The 21,016-nt window shown below is 69.5% G+C and carries 20 protein-coding genes; 15 read left to right on the top strand and 5 right to left on the bottom strand.

What is annotated here, in order from left to right:
• The first annotated feature begins 218 nt into the window (after positions 1-218).
• The 4 genes from NS3_RS05670 (at position 219) to NS3_RS05685 (ending at position 3,241) form a co-directional block, all read left to right on the top strand.
• Positions 219-845: a riboflavin synthase gene (locus NS3_RS05670; protein ID WP_067854720.1), complete on the top strand. Its 627-nt coding sequence runs from the start codon at positions 219-221 to the stop codon at positions 843-845.
• A 165-nt stretch (positions 846-1,010) separates the two neighbouring features.
• Positions 1,011-2,255, top strand: a complete 1,245-nt coding sequence (locus tag NS3_RS05675; protein WP_067854723.1) for a bifunctional 3,4-dihydroxy-2-butanone-4-phosphate synthase/GTP cyclohydrolase II — start codon at positions 1,011-1,013, stop codon at positions 2,253-2,255.
• Between the two features lie 52 nt (positions 2,256-2,307).
• Positions 2,308-2,787 (top strand): 6,7-dimethyl-8-ribityllumazine synthase, encoded by a 480-nt coding sequence (gene ribH / locus NS3_RS05680; protein ID WP_067854728.1) that lies wholly within the window; start codon positions 2,308-2,310, stop codon positions 2,785-2,787.
• 4 nt (positions 2,788-2,791) lie between these two features.
• A complete protein-coding gene (locus NS3_RS05685) occupies positions 2,792-3,241 on the top strand; it encodes a PH domain-containing protein (RefSeq protein ID WP_067854730.1) in 450 nt (149 codons plus the stop codon).
• A gap of 27 nt (positions 3,242-3,268) precedes the next feature.
• Here the strand turns inward: NS3_RS05685 and NS3_RS05690 are convergent, their stop codons facing one another.
• The gene (locus tag NS3_RS05690) at positions 3,269-5,248 is read right to left on the bottom strand and encodes a gamma-glutamyltransferase family protein (RefSeq protein WP_067854732.1); all 1,980 of its coding nucleotides are present in this window, start codon (positions 5,246-5,248) and stop codon (positions 3,269-3,271) included.
• A gap of 90 nt (positions 5,249-5,338) precedes the next feature.
• The gene (locus NS3_RS05695; RefSeq protein ID WP_067854734.1) at positions 5,339-6,643 is read right to left on the bottom strand and encodes a bifunctional o-acetylhomoserine/o-acetylserine sulfhydrylase; all 1,305 of its coding nucleotides are present in this window, start codon (positions 6,641-6,643) and stop codon (positions 5,339-5,341) included.
• Positions 6,644-6,772: 129 nt separating this feature from the next.
• On the opposite strand from NS3_RS05695, the gene NS3_RS05700 reads away from it, so the two are divergent.
• The 10 genes from NS3_RS05700 to secG all read left to right on the top strand — a co-directional run bounded on the left by NS3_RS05700 (position 6,773) and on the right by secG (position 17,705).
• Entirely contained in the window at positions 6,773-7,282 is a 510-nt protein-coding gene (locus NS3_RS05700; RefSeq protein WP_067854736.1) for an HAD family hydrolase, read from the top strand.
• A gap of 42 nt (positions 7,283-7,324) precedes the next feature.
• Complete coding sequence (uvrC, locus tag NS3_RS05705; RefSeq protein ID WP_067854738.1) at positions 7,325-9,394, top strand: excinuclease ABC subunit UvrC; 2,070 nt, start codon at positions 7,325-7,327, stop codon at positions 9,392-9,394.
• 137 nt (positions 9,395-9,531) lie between these two features.
• Positions 9,532-10,497 (top strand): RNase adapter RapZ, encoded by a 966-nt coding sequence (gene rapZ, locus NS3_RS05710; RefSeq protein ID WP_067854741.1) that lies wholly within the window; start codon positions 9,532-9,534, stop codon positions 10,495-10,497.
• On the top strand, positions 10,494-11,540 hold the full coding sequence (locus tag NS3_RS05715; RefSeq protein ID WP_067854743.1) for a gluconeogenesis factor YvcK family protein: 1,047 nt from the start codon (positions 10,494-10,496) through the stop codon (positions 11,538-11,540). Before rapZ ends, NS3_RS05715 begins: the two co-directional genes overlap by 4 nt.
• Positions 11,531-12,514 carry a DNA-binding protein WhiA gene (gene whiA, locus NS3_RS05720; RefSeq protein ID WP_040797052.1) on the top strand — a complete coding sequence of 328 codons (984 nt, stop codon included), beginning with the start codon at positions 11,531-11,533 and terminating at the stop codon, positions 12,512-12,514. The genes NS3_RS05715 and whiA overlap by 10 nt, the downstream gene beginning before the upstream one ends.
• A gap of 113 nt (positions 12,515-12,627) precedes the next feature.
• A complete protein-coding gene (gene gap / locus NS3_RS05725) occupies positions 12,628-13,647 on the top strand; it encodes a type I glyceraldehyde-3-phosphate dehydrogenase (protein WP_067854745.1) in 1,020 nt (339 codons plus the stop codon).
• A gap of 4 nt (positions 13,648-13,651) precedes the next feature.
• Entirely contained in the window at positions 13,652-14,866 is a 1,215-nt protein-coding gene (locus NS3_RS05730) for a phosphoglycerate kinase (protein ID WP_067854748.1), read from the top strand.
• A gap of 3 nt (positions 14,867-14,869) precedes the next feature.
• Complete coding sequence (gene tpiA, locus NS3_RS05735; protein ID WP_067854751.1) at positions 14,870-15,655, top strand: triose-phosphate isomerase; 786 nt, start codon at positions 14,870-14,872, stop codon at positions 15,653-15,655.
• A gap of 109 nt (positions 15,656-15,764) precedes the next feature.
• Positions 15,765-17,402, top strand: a complete 1,638-nt coding sequence (locus NS3_RS05740) for an MFS transporter (protein ID WP_084495081.1) — start codon at positions 15,765-15,767, stop codon at positions 17,400-17,402.
• A gap of 69 nt (positions 17,403-17,471) precedes the next feature.
• Positions 17,472-17,705 carry a preprotein translocase subunit SecG gene (gene secG, locus NS3_RS05745; RefSeq protein WP_067854754.1) on the top strand — a complete coding sequence of 78 codons (234 nt, stop codon included), beginning with the start codon at positions 17,472-17,474 and terminating at the stop codon, positions 17,703-17,705.
• Between the two features lie 31 nt (positions 17,706-17,736).
• Here secG and NS3_RS05750 read toward each other — a convergent pair whose 3' ends face one another.
• Both NS3_RS05750 and NS3_RS05755 read right to left on the bottom strand, forming a co-directional pair.
• On the bottom strand, positions 17,737-18,252 hold the full coding sequence (locus NS3_RS05750) for a GNAT family N-acetyltransferase (protein ID WP_067854764.1): 516 nt from the start codon (positions 18,250-18,252) through the stop codon (positions 17,737-17,739).
• Positions 18,253-18,299: 47 nt separating this feature from the next.
• Positions 18,300-19,148 (bottom strand): SDR family NAD(P)-dependent oxidoreductase, encoded by an 849-nt coding sequence (locus NS3_RS05755; RefSeq protein ID WP_067854766.1) that lies wholly within the window; start codon positions 19,146-19,148, stop codon positions 18,300-18,302.
• Positions 19,149-19,252: 104 nt separating this feature from the next.
• On the opposite strand from NS3_RS05755, the gene NS3_RS05760 reads away from it, so the two are divergent.
• Complete coding sequence (locus NS3_RS05760) at positions 19,253-20,224, top strand: alpha/beta fold hydrolase (RefSeq protein WP_245649476.1); 972 nt, start codon at positions 19,253-19,255, stop codon at positions 20,222-20,224.
• A gap of 103 nt (positions 20,225-20,327) precedes the next feature.
• On the opposite strand, the gene NS3_RS05765 is transcribed toward NS3_RS05760, so the two are convergent.
• Positions 20,328-20,960 carry a TetR/AcrR family transcriptional regulator gene (locus NS3_RS05765; RefSeq protein ID WP_067854773.1) on the bottom strand — a complete coding sequence of 211 codons (633 nt, stop codon included), beginning with the start codon at positions 20,958-20,960 and terminating at the stop codon, positions 20,328-20,330.
• Positions 20,961-21,016 lie beyond the last annotated feature (56 nt).

Consider the following 21,016-nt stretch of genomic DNA (forward strand, 5'->3'; position numbering starts at 1 on the left):
ACTGGACTCACCCGCAGCGAATACGGTAAAGAAACCCCTCGCCCTGTTTTCGTCCGGCTTTCCGGTCCGGTTCTCCCGCTGAATGCGACGGTGCCGCCGTGGGTGGTGAGGTGCGTCGTTAGGCTGACCGCTAGACCGGTGGTGGGGGACCGGTGGTGGGGAATAGCGTCCGAAGACGCGCTGTTCCCGCTGGTATCAGGACGGACAAGGAGTCAGGGATGTTCACAGGCATCGTCGAGGAACTGGGCGAGGTCGTCGCCGTGGAACGGCTGGACGACGCCGCCCGGCTGACGATTCGAGGAAAGCTCGTGACCTCCGATGCCGGGCACGGCGATTCCATCGCGGTCAACGGCGTCTGCCTGACCGTCGTCGACGATGTGATCGACGGCGACTCCTTCACCGTCGACGTGATGCAGGAGACCCTCGATCGCTCCAGCATCGGCGGACTGACCGAGGGCTCCCGGGTGAACCTCGAGCGTGCCGCCGCGATCGACAGCCGGCTGGGCGGGCATCTGGTCCAGGGACACGTGGACGGCACCGGTACCGTGCTCGCCCGCACACCGTCGCAGAACTGGGAGGTGGTGCGGATCTCGTTGCCCGACGCCATCGCCCGGTATGTGGTGGAGAAGGGTTCGATCACCGTGGACGGCATCTCGCTGACCGTCTCCGGTCTCGGCCGCGACGACACGCCCGCCGCCGACGGCCATCACGACTGGTTCGAGATCTCGCTGATCCCCACCACGCTCGCGATGACCAATCTCGGCACCGCGGCTGTCGGCACCCGGGTGAACCTGGAGGTCGACGTGATCGCCAAGTACGTCGAGCGCCTTCAGCAGCGGGGCTGATCGCCCCGGACCCACCCCGAGGACGGCCGGCTCGTCCCCGGACTCTTCGAACGGTAGAGCCGGTGTCCCCGTTGCGGGCCTGCCCCGTGGCAGGGGCCGCGAGCCGCGGCCGGGCGGACAGCGGCGATACTGTTTAGACCTCTTCATAGATGGAGCGCAGCAGACGTGACCAGGTTCGACACCATCGAGCGCGCAGTCGCCGACATCGCCGCCGGTAAGGCGGTTGTCGTCGTCGACGACGAGGACCGCGAGAACGAAGGCGATCTCATCTTCGCGGCGGAGAAGGCGACCCCCGAACTCGTCGCCTTCATGATCCGATACACCTCCGGTTACATCTGTGTGCCGTTGGTCGGCGACGACTGCGACCGGCTCGGCCTGCCGCCGATGTATGCCACGAACCAGGACAAGCACGGCACCGCCTACACGGTGTCGGTGGACGCGCGCGAGGGCATCACCACCGGTATCTCCGCCGCGGACCGCGCCACGACCATGCGCCTGCTCGCCTCGCCCGACGCGAAGGCCGACGACCTGACCCGTCCCGGTCACGTCGTCCCGCTGCGCGCCAAGGAGGGCGGCGTGCTGCGCAGGCCCGGCCACACCGAGGCCGCGGTGGATCTGGCGCGGATGGCCGGTCTGGCACCGGCGGGCGTGATCTGCGAGATCGTCAGCCAGAAGGACGAGGGTCACATGGCGCGCACCGAGGAGTTGCGCGTCTTCGCCGACGACCACGATCTGGCGCTGATCTCCATCGCGGACATGATCGCCTGGCGGCGCAAACACGAGAAGCAGGTCGTCCGGGTCGCCGAGGCGCGGATCCCCACCGCACACGGCTCGTTCACCGCGGTCGGCTACACCAGCCTCTACGACGATGTCGAACACGTCGCCCTGGTGCGTGGCGACATCGGCAACGGCGAGGACGTGCTGGTGCGCGTGCACTCCGAATGCCTGACCGGCGATGTGTTCGGCTCGCTGCGCTGCGACTGCGGCCCCCAGCTCGACGCCGCCCTGGAGATGGTGGACCAGGAAGGCCGTGGCGTCGTGCTGTACATGCGCGGTCACGAAGGTCGCGGCATCGGGCTGATGCACAAGCTGCAGGCCTACCAGCTGCAGGACTCCGGTCGCGACACCGTGGACGCCAACCTGGACCTCGGGCTGCCCGCCGACGCGCGTGACTACGGCACCGGCGCGCAGATCCTGGTCGACCTCGGCATCCGTTCCATGCGCCTGCTGACCAACAATCCGGCCAAGCGTGTCGGCCTGGACGGCTACGGCCTGACCATCACCGACCGGGTGCAGATGCCCCTGCGCGCCAATGCCGAGAATCTGCGCTATCTGCGCACCAAGCGCGACCGGATGGGCCACGACCTGGTCGGTCTCGACGATCTGGATCTGGGAGAGACCGCGCAGTGAGCGGCGGTCACGGGAAAGGTATTGCGGCGGTCGTGAGAAAGGTATCTCGGAGATGAGCGGCACCGGAGTCCCCACTTTCGAACTGTCCGACGCGAAGGATCTGCGCCTGGCGATCGTCGCCTCGCGCTGGCACACGCAGATCTGCGACACCCTGGTCGCCAATGCCGAGCGGGTCGCGAAGGAAGCGGGCGTGCGGCATGTGCGGGTGGTGCGCTGCGCGGGCGCGATGGAGCTGCCCGTGGTGGCGCAGCAGTTGGCTCGCACGCACGACGCGGTGGTCGCGCTCGGTGTCGTGATCCGCGGCGGCACACCGCATTTCGAGTACGTGTGTGACGCGGTGACGGCCGGGCTGACCCGGGTCTCGCTGGACGAGTCCACTCCGGTGGCCAACGGCGTACTCACCACGAACACCGAAGAGCAGGCGCTGGATCGAGCCGGCCTGCCCGGCTCGGCCGAGGACAAGGGCGAACAGGCGTGTGCGGCCGCGCTGGACGCGGCGCTGACCCTGCGCGCGTTGCGCGCCGAGGGCTGACGTCGTGGCGGAGTGGGAGCTGGAGGTCAGGCCGAGGCGCGCGGTGCGCACCGCGTGGATCGTCGCGGTGATCATCCTCGCGGTGTTCACCGTCGGCGGAGTGTTCCTGCGGAGCGGATCGACCGGGGTGAACTTCCGGGTGGTGGATCAGGTCGCGATGGTGGCCATCGGCGCGCTCATCGCGAGCGGCGTGCTGCTGCTCACCCGGCCCCGGGTACGTGCGGGCGCCGAGGGCGTCCAGGTGCGCGGCGTGCTGGGGGAGACCCTGTTCGGCTGGGATCAGGTGCGCGGGGTGAGCTTCCCCGACCGCAAGTCGTGGGCGCGCCTGGAACTCGTCGACGACGATTACGTGCCGCTGCTGGCCGTCCGTGCCAACGACAAGGAGCACGCCGCGCTGGCCGTGGAGGGCCTGCGCGAGCTGGGCGCCCGGTACACCGCGTCCGACAAGAAGTAGTTCCCGCCCCAACGGGTCGGCGTCGGCTCAGCGGGTGTCGCCGAGCACCACGCCCTCCCGGCGGGGGTCGGCGCCGCCGGTCCAGCCCTCGTCACCGTCGCGGCGCAGCACGCTGAGTCCGCTGGTCTGGGGTGCGACCGAGACCTGGTGGCCCAGTTCGCGCAGTCGCCGCACCAGCGGATCGTGCGCGCCGTCGTCGGTGGTGTCGATCGCCGGATGCTCGCCGCCGACGCCGGTGACCGGGCTGTTGCCCGCGCCGAAGGAGACCGCCGAGACCGCCTGCTGCGGGTCCAGGCCCCAGTCCAGCATGCCGATCAGGGTTTTCACGACGAACTGGATGATGACCGCGCCGCCCGGTGATCCGGTCACATAAGCCAGGGCGCCGCGCTCGCCGTCTGCGGCGCGGTCGAACACCAGAGTGGGCGCCATCGAACTGCGCGGGCGTTTGCCCGGCTCGAGGCGGTTGGCCACCGGTGTCCCGTCGGGTGCGGCGGGTTCGGCGGCGAAGTCGGTGAGCTGGTTGTTGAGCAGGAAGCCGTCGACCATGTGGAACGAGCCGAAGGCGGATTCGATGGTGGTCGTCATGGCAGCGGCATTGCCGTGGCGGTCGACCACGCTGATGTGACTGGTGCCGTGTTCGGGCGGCTGTGGGCCGAGCCCGAGCGGGATCGGACCCAGATCGCCCGGCCGCGCCTCTCCCATGCTGCGGCCCGGATCGATCAGCGCGGAGCGCTCGCGCAGGTAGTCCGGGGCGATCATGGCCTGGGGCGAACCGCCCGGCAGCGCAACGAATTCGGGATCGGCGACATACTTGTTGCGATCGGCGTAGGCGAGTCGCTCGGCTTCGGCGATCAGGTGCACCGCTTCGGCGCGCGGTGTGCCGCCGTCGAGGTCGGTCTGCTGCGGTGCGAGCGCGGCCAGGTCGAAGTTCTCCAGTATGCCCAGCGTCGCGGCGACCGTACTGCCGCCCGAGGACGGTGCGGGCATCCCGCAGACCTCGTAGGCGCGATACCCGTCGCACAGCGTGGTGCGTTTAACCGGTTCGTATCCCGCGAGGTCGGCGGTGCTCAGCAGCGAGGGGGTACGTCCACCGGTGGTGGAACCCGCTGCGGCGACGATGTTCTCGGCGACAACCCCGGTATAGAAGGCGTCCGCGCCGTCGGTCGCCAGGGTGCTCATGGTCTTGGCCAGTGCCGGATTGGTCAGGACGGTGCCCGCCGGTTTGGGTGTGCTGTCCGGTTGCAGAAAATATGCTCGCGCGTTCTCGTCGAGTGCGAGTTCGGCCGCGGACTCGGCGATCTGGCCCGCCAGCCGGGGGCTGATGGCGAAACCGCGGTCGGCCAGGGCGATGGCCGGATCGAACAACTCCCGCCACTCGGTCTTCCCGTGCTCACGGTGGGCCAGCTCGAGCATGCGCAGCACTCCGGGGACGCCGATGGACCGGCCGCTGGCGCGGGCGTCGGGCTGCGGTGGGGTGCGGTCGGTATCGCTGATCCAGCGCAGAGAGTTCTCGGTCGCGGCGGCGGGCGCGGTCTCGCGGCCGTCGTAGGCCTCGACGGCGCCGGATGCGGCGTCGTAGTACAGAAGGAAGGCGCCGCCCCCGATGCCCGAGGCCTGCGGCTCCACCAAGCCGAGCACGAGCTGAGCGGTGACCAGCGCGTCGGCCGCGGTGCCGCCCTCGCGCAGCACCGCGCAGGCCGCCTCGGTGGCGATCGGATTGGCGGTCGACACCGCGTAGGAGCTGGTGGAAACCGGGGTCATGCCGCTGCGGTAGCCGGAGGCGATCTCGGGGTTCAGGCTGAGATCACGCGGCGCGGAGGTGCGCTGTGGGTCCGGGGCGCCCGACGGTGTTCCGGTGAGTGCTGCGGCGTCGTCGGCCACCGCGCAGGCGTTCGCGGTGGGTCCCGCGTCGTCCCGTGTCGAGGTCGTACATCCGGTCACCGAACCGAGAGCGAGCAGTGCGGCCGCGGCCACCCCACTCCAGAGCCGTCCCCTGTGCGCCACCATCACAAGAAAGTAACCCCGATGGCGGCCGCGGAAACGCGAAACGGGCTGCCGCAGTGCGCGGCAGCCCGTTTCGGGTGTGTCGTCGGAGCGTCAGGAATTGACGGCGGCGAAACCGGTTTCGAGATCGGCGATGATGTCGTCGATGTGCTCGATGCCCACGGCGAGGCGCACCAGACCCGGCGTGACACCGGCGTTCAGCTGCTCCTCGGGGGTCAGCTGGGAGTGCGTCGTCGAGGCCGGGTGGATCACCAGCGAGCGCACGTCACCGATGTTGGCGACATGGCTGTGCAGGGTCAGCGCCTCCACGAAGCGCTTACCCGCGTCGACCCCGCCGGACAGTTCGAAGCCGATGACCGCGCCGGTGCCCTTGGGTGCCAGCTCGCGGCCGCGCTCGTGCCACGGCGAGGACTCCAGACCGGCGTAGAACACCGCGGTGACCTCCGGGCGCGCCGCCAGGAACTCCGCCACCGCCTGCGCGTTCTGTACGTGCCGCTCGATGCGCAGGCTCAGCGTCTCCAGGCCCTGGCTGATGAGGAAGGCGTTGAACGGCGAGAGCGCCGCGCCCAGATCGCGCAGCAGCTGTACCCGGGCCTTGAGCGCGAAGGCGGGCGCGCCCAGGTCGGCATACTTCACGCCGTGGTAGCTCGGGTCCGGCTCGGTGAAGCCGGGGAAACGGCCCTGGGTCCAGTCGAAGCCGCCGCCGTCGACGATCACGCCCGCGATGGCCGCGCCGTGGCCGCCGAGATACTTCGTCGCCGAGTGCACGATGACGTCGGCGCCGTGCTTCAACGGCTGGATCAGATACGGGGTGGCCACGGTGTTGTCCACGATGACCGGGATGCCCTCGGCGTGCGCCACCGCGGCGATGCCGGGGATGTCGAGGATGTGGTTCTGCGGGTTGGAGATGGTCTCGCCGTAGAACGCCTTGGTGTTCGGGCGGATCGCCGCGCGCCACTGTTCGAGGTCGTCGGGGTCCTCCACGAAGGAGACCTCGATACCCAGCTTGGGCAGGGTGTAGTGGAACAGGTTGTAGGTGCCGCCGTAGAGCCGCGGGCTGGAGACGATGTGGTCACCGGCGCCGGCGATGTTCAGGATCGCGAAGGTCTCCGCGGCCTGGCCGGAAGCCAGCAGCAGTGCGGCGACACCACCCTCGAGGGCCGCGATGCGCTGCTCGACGGCGTCCTGGGTGGGGTTCATGATGCGGGTGTAGATGTTGCCCGGCTCGGCCAGACCGAACAGCGCCGCCGCGTGCGCAGTGTCGCGGAAGGTGTAGGAGGTGGTCTGGTAGATCGGCAGCGCTCGCGCGTTGGTGGTGCCGTCGGGCACCTGACCGACATGGATCTGCTTGGTTTCGAAGCTCCACTCGCGGGCCTGCTCGGCCGGATCAACTGTCATGGGCACAGACGTTAGGCAACCCTCGCAGATAAGTCACAGAGTTTCGCTCGAGGTGAACCGAAATGTTGCCCGATCGTGTCGCGACACGCGGCGCCGCGTTGTGAACTCGATGATCGGTACGCTGGCCCGGTGGCGATCGAAGCGGTGTTGTTCGACTTCTCCGGCACGCTCTTCCGGTGGGAGGCTCTTCCGCCGTGGGGTGCGGATCTCGTCGGCGCGGACGGTCGCGCCTCGGCCGCCGAGCAGATCGATCCGGCGGGGTGGACGCCGTACCCGGACGTCGGCGCGGTCCTGGACTTCCTTGCCGCGCACGGCATCCCGGTGGGCGTGGTGAGCAATCTGGCCTTCGACCCTCGGCCCGCCTTCGCCAGGCAGGGCTGGGACTCCCGCGTCGCCGCGTTCGCGCTGTCCCACGAGGTCGGCGCGGGGAAGCCGGACCCGCGCATCTTCCAGGCAGCGCTGGCCGCGCTCGGTGTCGACCCGGGTGCGGCCCTCATGGTGGGCGACAGCGCCGTCACCGACGGCGGGGCCACCGAACTGGGCTGCCGGTTCGCGCTGGTCGACCCGCTGCCCACGGCTGAGCGCCCCGACGCGCTGATCGACGCACTGCGCGCGCACGGCCTGGCCGTCCCGCGCTGAGTGCCGGCGGAGGGTGTCGGAGCCGGTCGATAGGCTGACGATGTGGCAGATCCAGCGACGTACCGGCCCGCGCCGGGCACCATCCCCGTCGAACCGGGCGTCTACAAATTCCGGGATTCGCACCGCCGGGTGATCTACGTCGGCAAGGCCAAGAGCCTGCGTTCGCGACTGAACTCCTACTTCGCCGACGTCGCCTCGCTGCATCCGCGGACCAGGCAGATGGTGACCACCGCGGCGAGCGTGGAATGGACCGTCGTCTCCACCGAGGTGGAGGCGCTGCAGCTGGAATACAACTGGATCAAGGAATTCGATCCGCGCTTCAATGTGCGCTACCGCGACGACAAGTCCTATCCGGTGCTCGCGGTCACCATGAACGAGGAGTACCCCCGGCTGTTCGTGTACCGCGGCGCGCGCAAGAAGGGCGTGCGCTACTTCGGCCCGTACGCGCACGCCTGGGCCATCCGCGAGACCCTGGACCTGCTGCTGCGCGTCTTCCCCGCGCGCACCTGCTCGAACGGGGTCTTCAAGCGGCACAACCAGATCGGGCGCCCGTGCCTGCTCGGCTACATCGACAAGTGTTCGGCGCCGTGCGTCGGACGGGTCGACGCGGCCGAGCACCGCGCGATCGTGGAGGACTTCTGCGACTTCCTCGCCGGTCGCACCGACCGCATGGTGCGTGAGCTGGAACGTCGCATGCACACCGCCGCCGAGGAACTGGACTTCGAGAACGCCGCCCGGCTGCGCGACGATGTGCAGGCGCTGCGCCGGGCGTTGGAGAAGCAGGCGGTGGTACTCGGCGACGGCACCGACGCCGACGTGATCGCCTTCGCCACCGACGAATTGGAGGTGGCGGTCCAGATCTTCCACGTCCGCGACGGCCGGGTGCGCGGCCAGCGCGGCTGGGTGGTGGACAAATCCGGCGACGCGGTCGATCTCCCCGCCGCCGGCGCGGGCGCGGACCGCGCAGCCGAGGCGGGCACGGCATCCGGGGTGGACGAGACCGGCGCGCTGGTCGAACAGTTCCTCACCCAGTTCTACGGCGAGCAGGTCGCCTACGCCGATCAGAACCCCACCGAACAGCCCGCGACGGTGGTGCCGCGTGAGGTGCTGGTCCCCGCGTTGCCCGTCGACCACGAGCAGGTCCAGGAGTGGCTGAGTACCCTGCGCGGCTCGGCGGTGCGACTGCGGGTTCCCCAGCGTGGGGACAAGAAGGCGCTGGCCGAGACGGTCGAACGCAATGCGAAAGAGGCACTGGCCCAGCACAAGCTCAAGCGCGCGGGCGATCTCACCGCGCGCTCGGCGGCACTGCAGGACATCCAGGACGCGCTGGACCTGGACACCGCGCCGCTGCGCATCGAGTGCGTGGACATCAGCCATGTGCAGGGCACCGACGTGGTCGCCTCGCTGGTGGTTTTCGAAGACGGGCTGGCGCGTTCCTCGGAGTACCGCCACTACGCCATCAAGGAGGCCGCGGGCGAGGGCCGCTCCGACGATGTCGGCAGCATCGCCGAGGTCACTCGCCGCCGCTTCCATCGGCTGCGCAAGGAACGTGACGAGGCCGAGCGTGGGGAACTCGACGGCACCGCCCCGGGCCTGCCGTTGGTCGACGGCGAGGAGGAGCCGGCCACGCGCCCCGGGATCGATCCGCGCACCGGCCGCCCGCGCAAGTTCGCCTATCCGCCCAATCTCTACGTCGTCGACGGCGGCGCGCCGCAGGTGGCGGCCGCCGCGGAGGTACTCGACGAACTGGGGATCACCGATGTCGCGGTGATCGGCCTGGCCAAACGCCTGGAAGAAGTGTGGGTGCCCGGCGAACCCGATCCGGTGATCCTGCCGCGCAACAGCGAGGCGCTGTATCTCCTGCAGCGCATCCGCGACGAGGCGCACCGCTTCGCCATCAACTTCCACCGCAGCAAACGTTCACGCCGGATGACGGCCTCGGCGCTGGACTCGGTGCGCGGTCTCGGCGCGGCGCGGCGCACGGCGCTGGTGACCCACTTCGGTTCGGTCGCCAAGCTGAAAGAGGCGACAGTGGAGCAGATCACCGAGGTGCCCGGCATCGGAGTGGCAACGGCGAAGGCCGTGCTCGCGGCGCTGCACACGGAGTCGTAGCGGGCGGACCGCGGGGGAGAAGCCGTGAACTGCGTGGGAGCTCGAGTTCGGCGTCGCGTACGTTGAGTGTCGGCGCCCGATCCTCATTCCGGTGCGCGATGATCGAAAGAGGCACTCTGACACGAACCCGGTAGGACATGACACGCGTCGAATCGAACAACGTCGAATCGAACACCACTGCGAGCCCGGCCGGTCGGCCGAGCGGCGGCAGGGGCGAACAGCAGGCCGAGGTCGTCATCGTCACCGGGCTCTCCGGCGCGGGACGTGGCACCGCGGCCAGGGTCCTCGAGGATCTGGGCTGGTACGTCGCCGACAACCTGCCGCCCGAACTGATCGGGCGGATGGTCGAGCTCGGCGCCGCCGCCGACCCCCCGATCACCCGCCTCGCCCTGGTCATGGATGTGCGTTCCCGGTTCTTCACCGGCGAGCTCTCGGTGGTCACCGAACAACTGCGCGCCCTCGGCCTGCGCACCAGGGTACTGTTCCTCGAGGCGTCCGACGACGTGCTGATCAGGCGGTTCGGCTTCGCCCGGCGCAGGCATCCGCTGCAGAGCGAGACCGCGGACGGCACGCTGTCCTCGGGTATCGCGGCCGAAAGGGTGCGGTTGTCGGGAGTGAAGGCCGCGGCCGATCTGGTCATCGACACCACCGAGCTGTCGATCCACCAACTGCATCGCAAGCTGGAGGAGGCCTACGGCAACGGCGCGCCCGCGGCGTTGCAGCTGACGGTGCAGTCCTTCGGCTTCAAGTACGGGGTTCCGCTCGACGCCGACATGGTGTTGGATGTGCGTTTTCTACCCAATCCACATTGGATACCGGAACTGCGGGAACATTCGGGACAGGAGACCGTGGTCAGTGAGTACGTGCTGTCGCGCCCGGGCGCGATGGACTACCTGCACACCTGTCACCACCTGGTCGACCTGACCACCGGTGGCTACCGCCAAGAGGGGAAGCGATACATGACCGTGGCAGTGGGCTGCACGGGTGGCAGACATCGCAGCGTGGCGATCGCCGAGGCGCTGGGGGAGTTGATCAGCGCGGGCACAGCGGCGGGTTCGGCCGAGCAGGTGCGGATCGTGCATCGGGATCTGGGGCGCGAATGACGGAGTGGGAAACGAACCCGGCTGTCGTCGCGCTCGGCGGCGGGCACGGCCTCTACGCGACCCTGAGCGCGGTGCGCAGGCTGACCCGCCGGATCTGCGCGGTTGTCACCGTCGCCGACGACGGCGGTTCCTCGGGCCGGTTGCGTACCGAACTGGGGATGCTGCCACCGGGTGATCTGCGCATGGCGCTGGCCGCGCTCGCCGGCGACCCGGACGGTGTCTGGGCTCGCGCCCTGCAGCATCGCTTCGGCGGTTCGGGCGCGCTGGCAGGGCATTCGGTGGGCAATCTGATCCTGGCCGGCCTGACCGAGGTGCTCGGCAATCCGGTGGCGGCGCTGGACGAGGTCGCCGCGATGCTGGATTCGACCGGCCGGGTGCTGCCCATGTCGCCGATCGCGCTGGACATCGAGGCCGACGTCTCGGGCCTGGAATCCGATCCGCGGGTCAGCCGGTGCATCCGCGGCCAGGTCGCGGTGGCCACCACACCCGGCAAGGTGCGCCGGGTGCGGCTGATCCCGTCGGATCCGCCCGCCAGTCCGGAAGCCACCTCGGCGATCGAGCACGCCGACGTGGTGGTGCTCGGTCCAGGGTCGTGGTTCACCAGCGTGATTCCGCACGTGCTGGTCCCCGGACTGCGCGACGCGCTGGTCTACACCAGGGCGCACAAGATCCTGGTGCTGAATCTGGCGGCGCAGCCCGGCGAGACCGCCGGCTTCTCGGCCGAGCGGCATCTGCACGTATTGTCACAGCACGCACCGGAATTCACCGTAGACGAGGTTCTGGTGGACTCCGGCTCGGTTCCGCCGGGCCGGGAGCGCGAACATGTCGCAAGAGCCGCCGAACAACTGCGCGCGCGGGTAACGTTCTCCGATGTCGCCGAAACGGGGACCGATCGGCATCATCCCGGCAAGCTCGCCGCCGCCCTGGATCAGCTGATCCGGCAACCTCGGCCGCAGCCGGCAGGACTTCGAGTCGAGGGACGGCACATGGGCGCGGATGTGCGGTCCGGGTTGGGTGGAAAGGAGCGCGTCTCGTGGCGATGACAGCCGAGGTGAAGGACGAGCTGAGCAGGCTCTCGGTGTCGCAGGTCAGTTCCCGCAAGGCGGAGCTGTCGGCTCTGCTGCGTTTCGCGGGCGGCCTGCACATCGTGGGCGGGCGGGTGATCGTCGAGGCCGAGGTGGACATGGGTTCCATCGCCCGGCGGCTACGCCGGGAGATCTTCGAGCTGTACGGCTACGGGTCCGACGTGCACGTGCTCGGCGTCGGCGGGCTGCGCAAGACCTCGCGCTACGTGGTGCGGGTGTCCAAGGAGGGCGAGGCGCTCGCGCGTCAGACCGGCCTGCTCGACGTGCGCGGCCGTCCGGTGCGCGGGCTGCCCGCCCAGGTGGTCGGCGGCAGCATCGCCGACGCCGAGGCGGCGTGGCGCGGAGCGTTTCTCGCGCACGGCTCGCTCACCGAACCGGGCCGTTCCTCGGCCCTGGAGGTCAGTTGCCCCGGCCCCGAGGCGGCGCTGGCGCTGGTCGGCGCGGCGCGCAGGCTCGGTATCACCGCCAAGGCGCGCGAGGTGCGCGGCACCGACCGGGTGGTGGTGCGCGACGGCGAGGCCATCGGTGCCCTGCTGACCAGGATGGGCGCTCAGGACACCCGGCTGACCTGGGAGGAACGCCGGATGCGCCGCGAGGTGCGCGCGACGGCGAACCGGCTGGCCAACTTCGACGACGCCAACCTGCGTCGCTCGGCGCGCGCCGCGGTCGCGGCGGCGGCCAGGGTGGAGCGGGCGCTGGAAATCCTCGGCGACGAGGTGCCCGATCATCTGGCCGCGGCGGGCAAGCTGCGCGTGGAGCACCGGCAGTCCTCCCTCGAGGAACTCGGTCAGCTCGCCGATCCACCGATGACCAAGGACGCGGTGGCCGGACGCATCCGGCGGTTGCTGTCGATGGCCGATCGGCGCGCCAGGGAACTGGGCGTGCCCGACACCGAGTCGGCGGTCACCGCGGAACTGCTCGACGACGCCTGAACGGATCCGGTCCCGGCTCACGAATCCAAGGCGCGTGTCGGAGAGGTCCGGCGCTGCGATTAGGGTGGGTGGCGCATCGGAATTTATCCGCTTGAAAGCTGAGGAGCGATAACGTGACTGTCCGGGTAGGCATCAACGGCTTCGGTCGTATCGGACGCAACTTCTTCCGGGCGGTGGAGGCGCAGAAGGCGCTGGGCACCACCGACATCGAGATCGTCGCGGTCAACGACCTCACCGACAACGCGAGTCTGGCGACGCTGCTGAAGTACGACTCGATCCTGGGCCGGCTGCCCAAGGACGTCTCGCTCGACGGCGAGGACACCATCGTGGTCGGCGACCAGCGGATCAAGGCGCTGGCGATCAAGGAAGGCCCCGCCGCGCTGCCGTGGGGCGACCTGGGCGTCGACGTCGTGGTCGAGTCGACCGGCATCTTCACCGACGCCACCAAGGCCAAGGGTCACCTGGCCGCGGGCGCGAAGAAGGTCATCATCTCCGCCCCGGCCAAGGGCGAGGACATCACCATCGTGATGGGCGTCAACGACGACAAGTACGACGGCAGCCAGAACATCATCTCCAACGCCTCGTGCACCACGAACTGCCTGGGCCCGCTGGCCAAGGTCCTCAACGACGAGTTCGGCATCGTCAAGGGCCTGATGACCACGATCCACGCCTACACCCAGGACCAGAACCTGCAGGACGGCCCGCACAGCGACCTGCGTCGCGCCCGCGCCGCCGCGCTGAACATCGTGCCCACCGGCACCGGCGCCGCCAAGGCCATCGGCCTGGTGCTGCCCGAGCTGCAGGGCAAGCTCGACGGTTACGCGCTGCGCGTTCCGGTCCCGACCGGCTCGGTCACCGACCTGACCGCGAACCTGGCCAAGTCCGCCACCGTCGAGGAGATCAACGCCGCGATGAAGGCCGCCGCCGAGGGGCCGCTGAAGGGCATTCTGAAGTACAACACCGACCCGATCGTCTCCAGCGACATCGTCACCGACCCGCACTCGTCGATCTACGACGCGCCGCTGACCAAGGTCATCGACGACCAGGTGAAGGTCGTGTCCTGGTACGACAACGAGTGGGGCTACTCCAACCGTCTGGCCGACCTCATCGGTCTCGTCGCGAAGTCCCTCTGATCGCATGACTGTTCAGACACTCCAGGATCTGCTGAACGAGGGTGTCGAAGGTCGGGGCGTGCTCGTGCGCTCCGACCTGAACGTCCCTCTCGACGACAACGGGCAGATCACCGATCCCGGTCGCATCATCGCCTCGATCCCGACGCTGAAGGCGCTGGTCGAGGCGGGCGCCAAGGTCGTCGTCACGGCGCACCTGGGCCGTCCCAAGGGCGAGCCGGACGCGAAGTTCTCGCTCGCCCCGGTCGCGGTGAAGCTGGCCGAGCTGCTCGGGCGCAATGTCCAGCTGGCCGGCGACGTGGTGGGCTACGACGCGCTCTCGCGTTCGGAGGGCCTCACCGACGGCGACGTCCTGCTGCTGGAGAACGTGCGCTTCGATCCCCGCGAGACCAGCAAGGACGAGGGAGAGCGAGCCAAGCTGGCCGCGGCCCTGGTCGAGTTGGTCGGCGAAGACGGCGCGTTCGTCTCCGACGGCTTCGGCGTGGTGCACCGCGCGCAGGCCTCGGTGTACGACGTGGCCAAGCTGCTCCCGCACTACGCGGGCACGCTGGTCGCCGCCGAAGTCGATGTGCTGGCGAAACTGACCGAGAACACCGAGCGGCCCTACGCCGTGGTGCTCGGCGGCTCGAAGGTCTCCGACAAGCTGGCCGTCATCGAGGCGTTGGCCCCCAAGGTCGACACCCTGGTGATCGGCGGCGGCATGTGCTTCACCTTCCTTGCCGCACAGGGTCTTTCGGTGGGCGCTTCGCTGCTGCAGGAAGAGATGATCGACACCTGCAAGGAACTGCTCGAGCGCTACGGCGATGTCATCCATCTGCCGCGCGACGTGGTGGTCGCCGACAAGTTCGCCGCCGACGCGGAGTCGACGATCGTCGCCGCCGACGAGATCCCGGACGGCTGGCTCGGTTTGGACATCGGCCCGGAGTCGGTGAAGCGGTTCGCCGCGCTGCTGACCGAGGCGAAGACGGTGTTCTGGAACGGCCCGATGGGCGTGTTCGAGTTCGAGAAGTTCGCCGCGGGCACCCGCGGTGTCGCCGAGGCGATCGTGACCGCCACCGGCAAGGGCGCGTTCACCGTCGTCGGCGGTGGCGATTCCGCCGCCGCCGTGCGGGCGCTCGGACTTCCCGACGACGGTTTCTCGCACATCTCCACCGGCGGCGGCGCGTCGCTGGAATACCTGGAGGGCAAGGAACTGCCCGGCATCAGCATTCTGGAGGCCTGATCCATGGCACGTAAGCCGCTCATCGCGGGCAACTGGAAGATGAACCTCAACCACCTCGAGGCCATCGCCCTGGTGCAGAAGATCGCTTTCGCGCTGCCGGAGAAGTACTTCGACAAGGTCGACGTGGCGGTGATCCCGCCGTTCGTCGATCTGCGCAGCGTGCAGACACTGGTGGAGGGCGACAAGCTCCTGCTCACCTACGGTGCGCAGGACGTCTCGGTGCACGAATCGGGCGCCTACACCGGTGAGATCGCCGCGAGCATGCTCGCCAAGCTGGGCTGCACCTTCGTGGTCGTCGGACACTCCGAGCGTCGTCAGTACCACAACGAGGACGACGCCACGGTGCTCGGCAAGGCCAAGAAGGCCCTCGAGCACGGTCTCACCCCGATCGTCTGCATCGGTGAAGGGCTCGGAGTCCGCGAGGCGGGCACGCATGTCGAGTACAACCTCGAGCAGCTGCGTGGTTCGCTGAAAGGCTTGTCGGCCGAGCAGATCTCGAAGGTCGTCATCGCCTACGAACCGGTGTGGGCGATCGGCACCGGCAAGGTCGCAAGTGCGGCCGACGCGCAGGAAGTCTGCGGCGCGATCCGCGCCGAGCTGGCCGAACTGGCCTCGCCGGAGGTGGCCGCACAGGTGCGTGTCCTCTACGGCGGCTCGGTGAACGCCAAGAACGTCGGGGAACTGGTCGCCCAGACCGACGTCGACGGCGCGCTGGTCGGCGGCGCCTCGCTCAAGGGTGACGAGTTCGCCACCCTGTCGGCGATCGCCGCGGGCGGCCCGCTGCCCTGATCGGCCGAGCGACGAACATCGGTCCGGTATTCCGTGCGAACGGAGTACCGGACCGAGTCGTTTCGCGTTCGTTCGCGCCGCAGTGGCGGGTCGACGACCCGGGGGCGACATGCCGCGATGCCACGCCGATAAGCTCGGCCCGGTGAGCACCGTCGATGCCGCGCAACCACTGTCCACCTGGGCGCCGCTGCGCTCCCCGATCTATCGGGCGCTGTGGACAGCGCAGCTGGTCTCCAACCTGGGCACCTGGATGCAGACGGTGGGTGCGCAGTGGCTGCTGGTGGACGAGCCGAACGCGGCGACGCTGGTGTCGCTGGTGCAGACCGCGATCACGTTGCCGGTGATGCTGCTGTCGATCCCCTCGGGCGTGCTGGCCGATCTGATGGACCGGCGCAGGCTGCTGCTGGGCGCGCAGTCGACGATGGCCGCGCTGGCCACCGTGCTGGCGATCGCCACCGCGACCGGGCACACCACGCCGGGCGTGCTGCTGATCCTGTTGTTCCTGCTCGGCTGCGGCCAGGCGATCACCGCGCCGTCCTGGCAGGCGATCCAGCCGGAACTGGTGCCGCGCCGCCTGATCCCCTCGGCCGCCGCGCTGGGCAGCATGAACATCAATATCGGCCGCGCGGTGGGGCCCGCGATCGCGGGTGTGCTGGTGGCGGTGTCCGGGCCCACCCTGGTGTTCGGCCTGAACGCGCTGTCCTTCGTCGGCATCGTCGCTGTACTGCTGTTCTGGCGTCGCGTACCCGAGGATCGCCGGTTGCCCTCGGAACGCCCACTGGCCGCTCTGCAGGCGGGCACTCGGTTCATTCGCGCCGCGCCCGCGATCCGGCGGGTGCTCGTGCGCTGCCTGCTGTTCGTCGGTCCGGCGAGCGCGGTCTGGGCACTGCTGCCGGTGATCGCGCGCGACCGATTGGGGCTCGGCTCGTCCGGCTACGGCCTCATGTTGGGCGCTCTCGGGCTCGGCGCGGTCGCGGGGGCGCTGGCGCTGGCGCGCATCCGGGCGAAGCTCACCCCGACGCAGCGGCTCACCATCGCCTCGGTGGTGTTCGGACTGGCCGCCACGGGCGCCGCCTTGCTGCCCGGCGTCGTGGCGGTGCTGGTGCTGCTGATCGGCGCGGGCATGGCGTGGCTGCTCGCGCTGTCGACGATGAACGCGACGATGCAGTTGCTGCTGCCGGCATGGGTACGGGCGCGGGGGCTGTCGGTGTACATGCTGGTGTTCATGGGCGGCCAGGCCATGGGCTCGCTGCTGTGGGGACTGGTGGCCGGGCTCACCTCGCCGGCGACGGCGCTGCTGATCGCGGCCGGGCTGCTCGGCTGTGGTGCGGTGGTCGGTGTGTGGCTGCCGATCCGGCACGATGCCGAGGAACTCGATCTGACCCCGGCGGCGTTCTGGCCGGAGCCCGAACTCGTGATCGAGCCCGATCCCGACGACGGTCCGGTGCTGGTGTTGCGGTACTACGATGTGCCCGCCGAGCGGACCGAGGAGTTCTTCGCGGCGATGGTGTTCGTCGGCCGATCGACGCAACGCACCGGGGCGATGGAGTGGCGGCTCTATCGTGACGTGGGGGTGGTCGATCGTTTCGTGGAGGCGTTCGTGGTGCGCTCCTGGGCCGAGCACATGCATCAACACCAGGTGCGGCTCACCGCGCTGGATCGGATGCGGACGCAGGCGGTCAGCGAGTTCCAGGCGGGCCGGCCGCGCGTCAGCCACCTGGTCGCGTTCGATCCGCAGCGTCGCTGACCGGCCTCGCACGCGGCGTCCCGGCGCCCGATTGGGGTGGACGAGCCTCCACCCCATAGACTGACCGGCATGCGGATGTTCCTGGATATCCTCCTTATCGTCACCAGTGTGCTGCTGGTGCTGCTGGTGCTGCTGCATCGCGCCAAGGGTGGGGGTCTGTCCAGCCTTTTCGGCGGCGGCGTCCAGTCCAGCCTGTCGGGTTCCACCGTCGTCGAGAAGAACCTCGACCGCGTCACCATCTTCACCGGCCTCATCTGGCTCATCGCCATTCTCGGCATCGGCCTGGAGATCAAGTTCTCCTGATCGCACCAGCGCAGCCCGGCCCCCGCGCCCGCTATTCGGGTGGGACCGGCCGGGCTTCGAAGTGCGCGAGGTGATCGACGGTCCCGGTACGGACCATGCCCAGCCGTTCGCAGAGCTGGATCGAGGACTCGGCGTTCTCGTCCGCGGCCGCGACCACCCGGTCCAGGCCGAGCGTGCCGAACGCGTAGTCCAGCACGGCGCGGCAGGCTTCCAGCGCCAGGCCCTCGCCGCGATGGCCCTCTTCGACACTCGAGATCATCCGGATGCCGTCTCTGCTCCAGCGCAATCCGCAGACGCCGAGCAGTTCGCCGCCGTTGCGTGACGAGCGGGGCACGAGGGTCCAGAAACCGTAGCCGCGCATCGCGAAATCGAGGTCGCTGCGCTGGGTGAGCGCCACCACCATCGCCGCGATCACCGGTTCGTCGTCGAAGAGGTTGCGGCGGATGCCGGGATCGTTCCAGTGCTCGTGCAGGCGTTCGGCATCGGAAGCGCGCAGCGGGCGCATTCGGAGCCGTGGGGTGAGCAGGGTCGGGCCGACGGTGGTCATCGGTGCCGATCATCCCGGCCCCGGAACACCCTGTCCAGCGCCGATGATCAATCGTTGCGGGGGACGCGACCGTCGATGTCGGTGAATCCGTAGCGATCGGCGAGCTCGTGTACCCGCCTGGCCGCGCCGGTGTGCGCGCGCCGGTCCGGGGCTACGGCCAGCGCGACGACCGCCCGGCCCGCGAAGTGCGGGGATTCGGCGTCGCCGAGATCGAAGGTGCCCTCGCCGGGCAGGGTCACCAGCCGCCTGCCCTGGTCGTCCGCCGGAACCAGTTGCAGCAGTTCGGTGTTCACGATGCCCGGCCACAGCGAGACCACGGTGACACCGGTCTCCGCGAGGTCGTGCGCGAGGTCGGCGGTGAGCCGGTCCAGTGCGGCCTTGGCCACCCCGTAGACGGCGTTGTGCATGTAGCGGATCGCGCCGGGGGAGGAGATGTTGACCAGCAGACCGTCCGAGTTGATCAGCAGCGGCGCGGCGAACACCGCCGCGGCGTAGTGCGACCGCACACCGACATCGAAGGTCTGATCCCAGGCGTCGGGTGGCACCTGCCAGAACGGTTTGCCGAGCCAACGGGCCGCGGCGGGGGAGTTGTAGACGTTGTTGACCAGGATGTCGAGGCGGCCGTGTTCCTCGGCGATCCGCTCGAACAGTCGGGCCACCGCGTCGTCGTCGCGGTGGTCGCACACCATCGGCACGCCGACGCCGCCGAGTTCGGTGATGCGCGCGGCCGTCTCGTGCACCGTGCCCGGCAGTCTGCCCGGCGTGACCGAACGGCCGGTGACGTAGACGGTGGCGCCCGCCGCACCCAGCTCCAGGGCGATGCCCTTGCCGATGCCGCGGCTCGCGCCGGTGACGACCGCGACGCGATCACGTAGTTGCCCAGGTATTCCGCTCACGACTGTCGGACATTACCGTGAAACATAGAACGTGTTCTAAGTTTCGAGGTGGAGTTCGCGAAGATGCGTCTCCGTGACGACGAGGTGGCGATGAGGCGAGCACAGTGACGGCGACCGAACCCCCTGCGTCCTGGTTCGTGACCGGTGGCGGAATCCGCATGCACGTCACCGAGCGTGGCTCCGGCCGGCCGGTGATCTTCTGCCACGGCTTTCCGCACACCGGGTTGATCTGGCACCGGCAGCTCGCGGCGATCGCCACCGCGGGCTACCGGGCGCTGGCCCCCGACCTGCGCGGCGCGGGCCGCACCGACGCGCCCGCCGATCCCGCGGACTACACCAATCTCGCGGTCATCGGCGACCTGCTGGCGCTGCTCGACGACATCGACGCCGAGCAGGCGGTCTTCGTCGGTTTGGATTTCGGCGCCGCGCTGCTGTGGGAACTGGCCCAGCGCGCGCCGGAGCGGGTGCGCGGCATGATCGTGCTGAACAATCCGTACACGCCGCGTCCGCCGCGTCCGCCGTCGCAACTGTGGGCCAAGGCGGCGCAACGGCATTTCCTGCATCTGGACTACTTCCAGCGCCCCGGCATCGCCGACCGCGAACTCGACGCCGCTCCGCGCGAATTCCTCGCCCGGGTGTACTACGCGCTCAGCGGCGACTACCGCTACCTGGACACCTGGCGTCATCCGCCCGGGTGCGGATATCTCGACGTGCTTCCGCAGGCGCCCGCGCTGCCGTGGTCGTGGCTGTCGGTTGCCGAGTTCGACGCCCTGGTTGCCGAATTCGAGCGCACCGGCTTCACCGGCGGGCTCAACTGGTATCGCAATTTCGACCGGAACTGGGAACTGGGCGCCGACCTCGACCCCGTTGTGCGAGTGCCGACCTACTTCGTCTACGGCGAGAACGATCCGGACATGGCCGGATTCAGCGGACGTGACCCGCTCGCAGTGATGCGCGCGTCCGTGCCTGAACTACGGACGGTCACCGCGCTGCCCGGTGCGGGTCATCTGCTTCCGCTCGAACGGGCGGGCGAGGTGAACGCTCTGATCACGGCGCATCTGGCCGAACTGGGCTGAGCGAGCCCGTCGTGCCGCGCCGCCCGCCGTCGATCCGGGCGATCGCGCCGAGCCTGTCGCTCTGCGCGGTAGAGGCCGCGGCATCTGTGCACCGAGAGCACCCTCACGAGGCCGAGGACCGGCGCTCTCGCTCGCGTTCGGCGTCGCGGGCGGTGAGGAAGTCGTCGACGAGCCGGGCGCAGTCCTGCGGGGTGGTGGTCTCCAAACCGACGAGCTTGGCGAAGACGACGGGGCCCAGGAGTTGCGCCAGGGCTCGGGTGCGGTCGAAATCGCCCAATCTGGCCTGGGCTTCCGCGGTTTCGAGCACGCGGTCGAAGGGCGCGCGGTACTGCTCGATCAGCCGGGCGCGCAGTGAGTTGGCGGCGGCGCCGTCGGCGCCGGAGTCCCGGTCGGCGGTGGCGAGCCAGGCCAGAATGCTCATGTGCAGCGGCGCTTCGTCGATGATGGCGGCCTGGCGGACGAGCGAGGTGATCAGGCCCTCGCGCAACCCGGCGGGCGGCGCGGTCTCGATGGCCGGCGGCAGCAATCGCTCCAGTGTGGCGGCCCGCAACTGCCTCGCGCTGGCGAAGTGCCGGTACAGCGTGGTGCGCGCGACCTTGGACAGCCGGGTGACCGCCTCGATCGTGACCGCCTCCGGCCCGCCGGATTCGAGCAGGGTGGCGGCCGCGTCCAGCAATCGCCGGCGAGAGCGCGTGGTGCGCGGGTCGGCCTCGGTGTCGTCGGCGCCGGTGGTCATGGTCGGTGCTGTCCTTTCCGCTCCCCGGGCCTGTCGCGAACCGGCCCCCGTATGCT

The sequence above is a fragment of the Nocardia shimofusensis NBRC 100134 genome, assembly GCF_001613125.1.
GTDB lineage: Bacteria > Actinomycetota > Actinomycetes > Mycobacteriales > Mycobacteriaceae > Nocardia > Nocardia shimofusensis.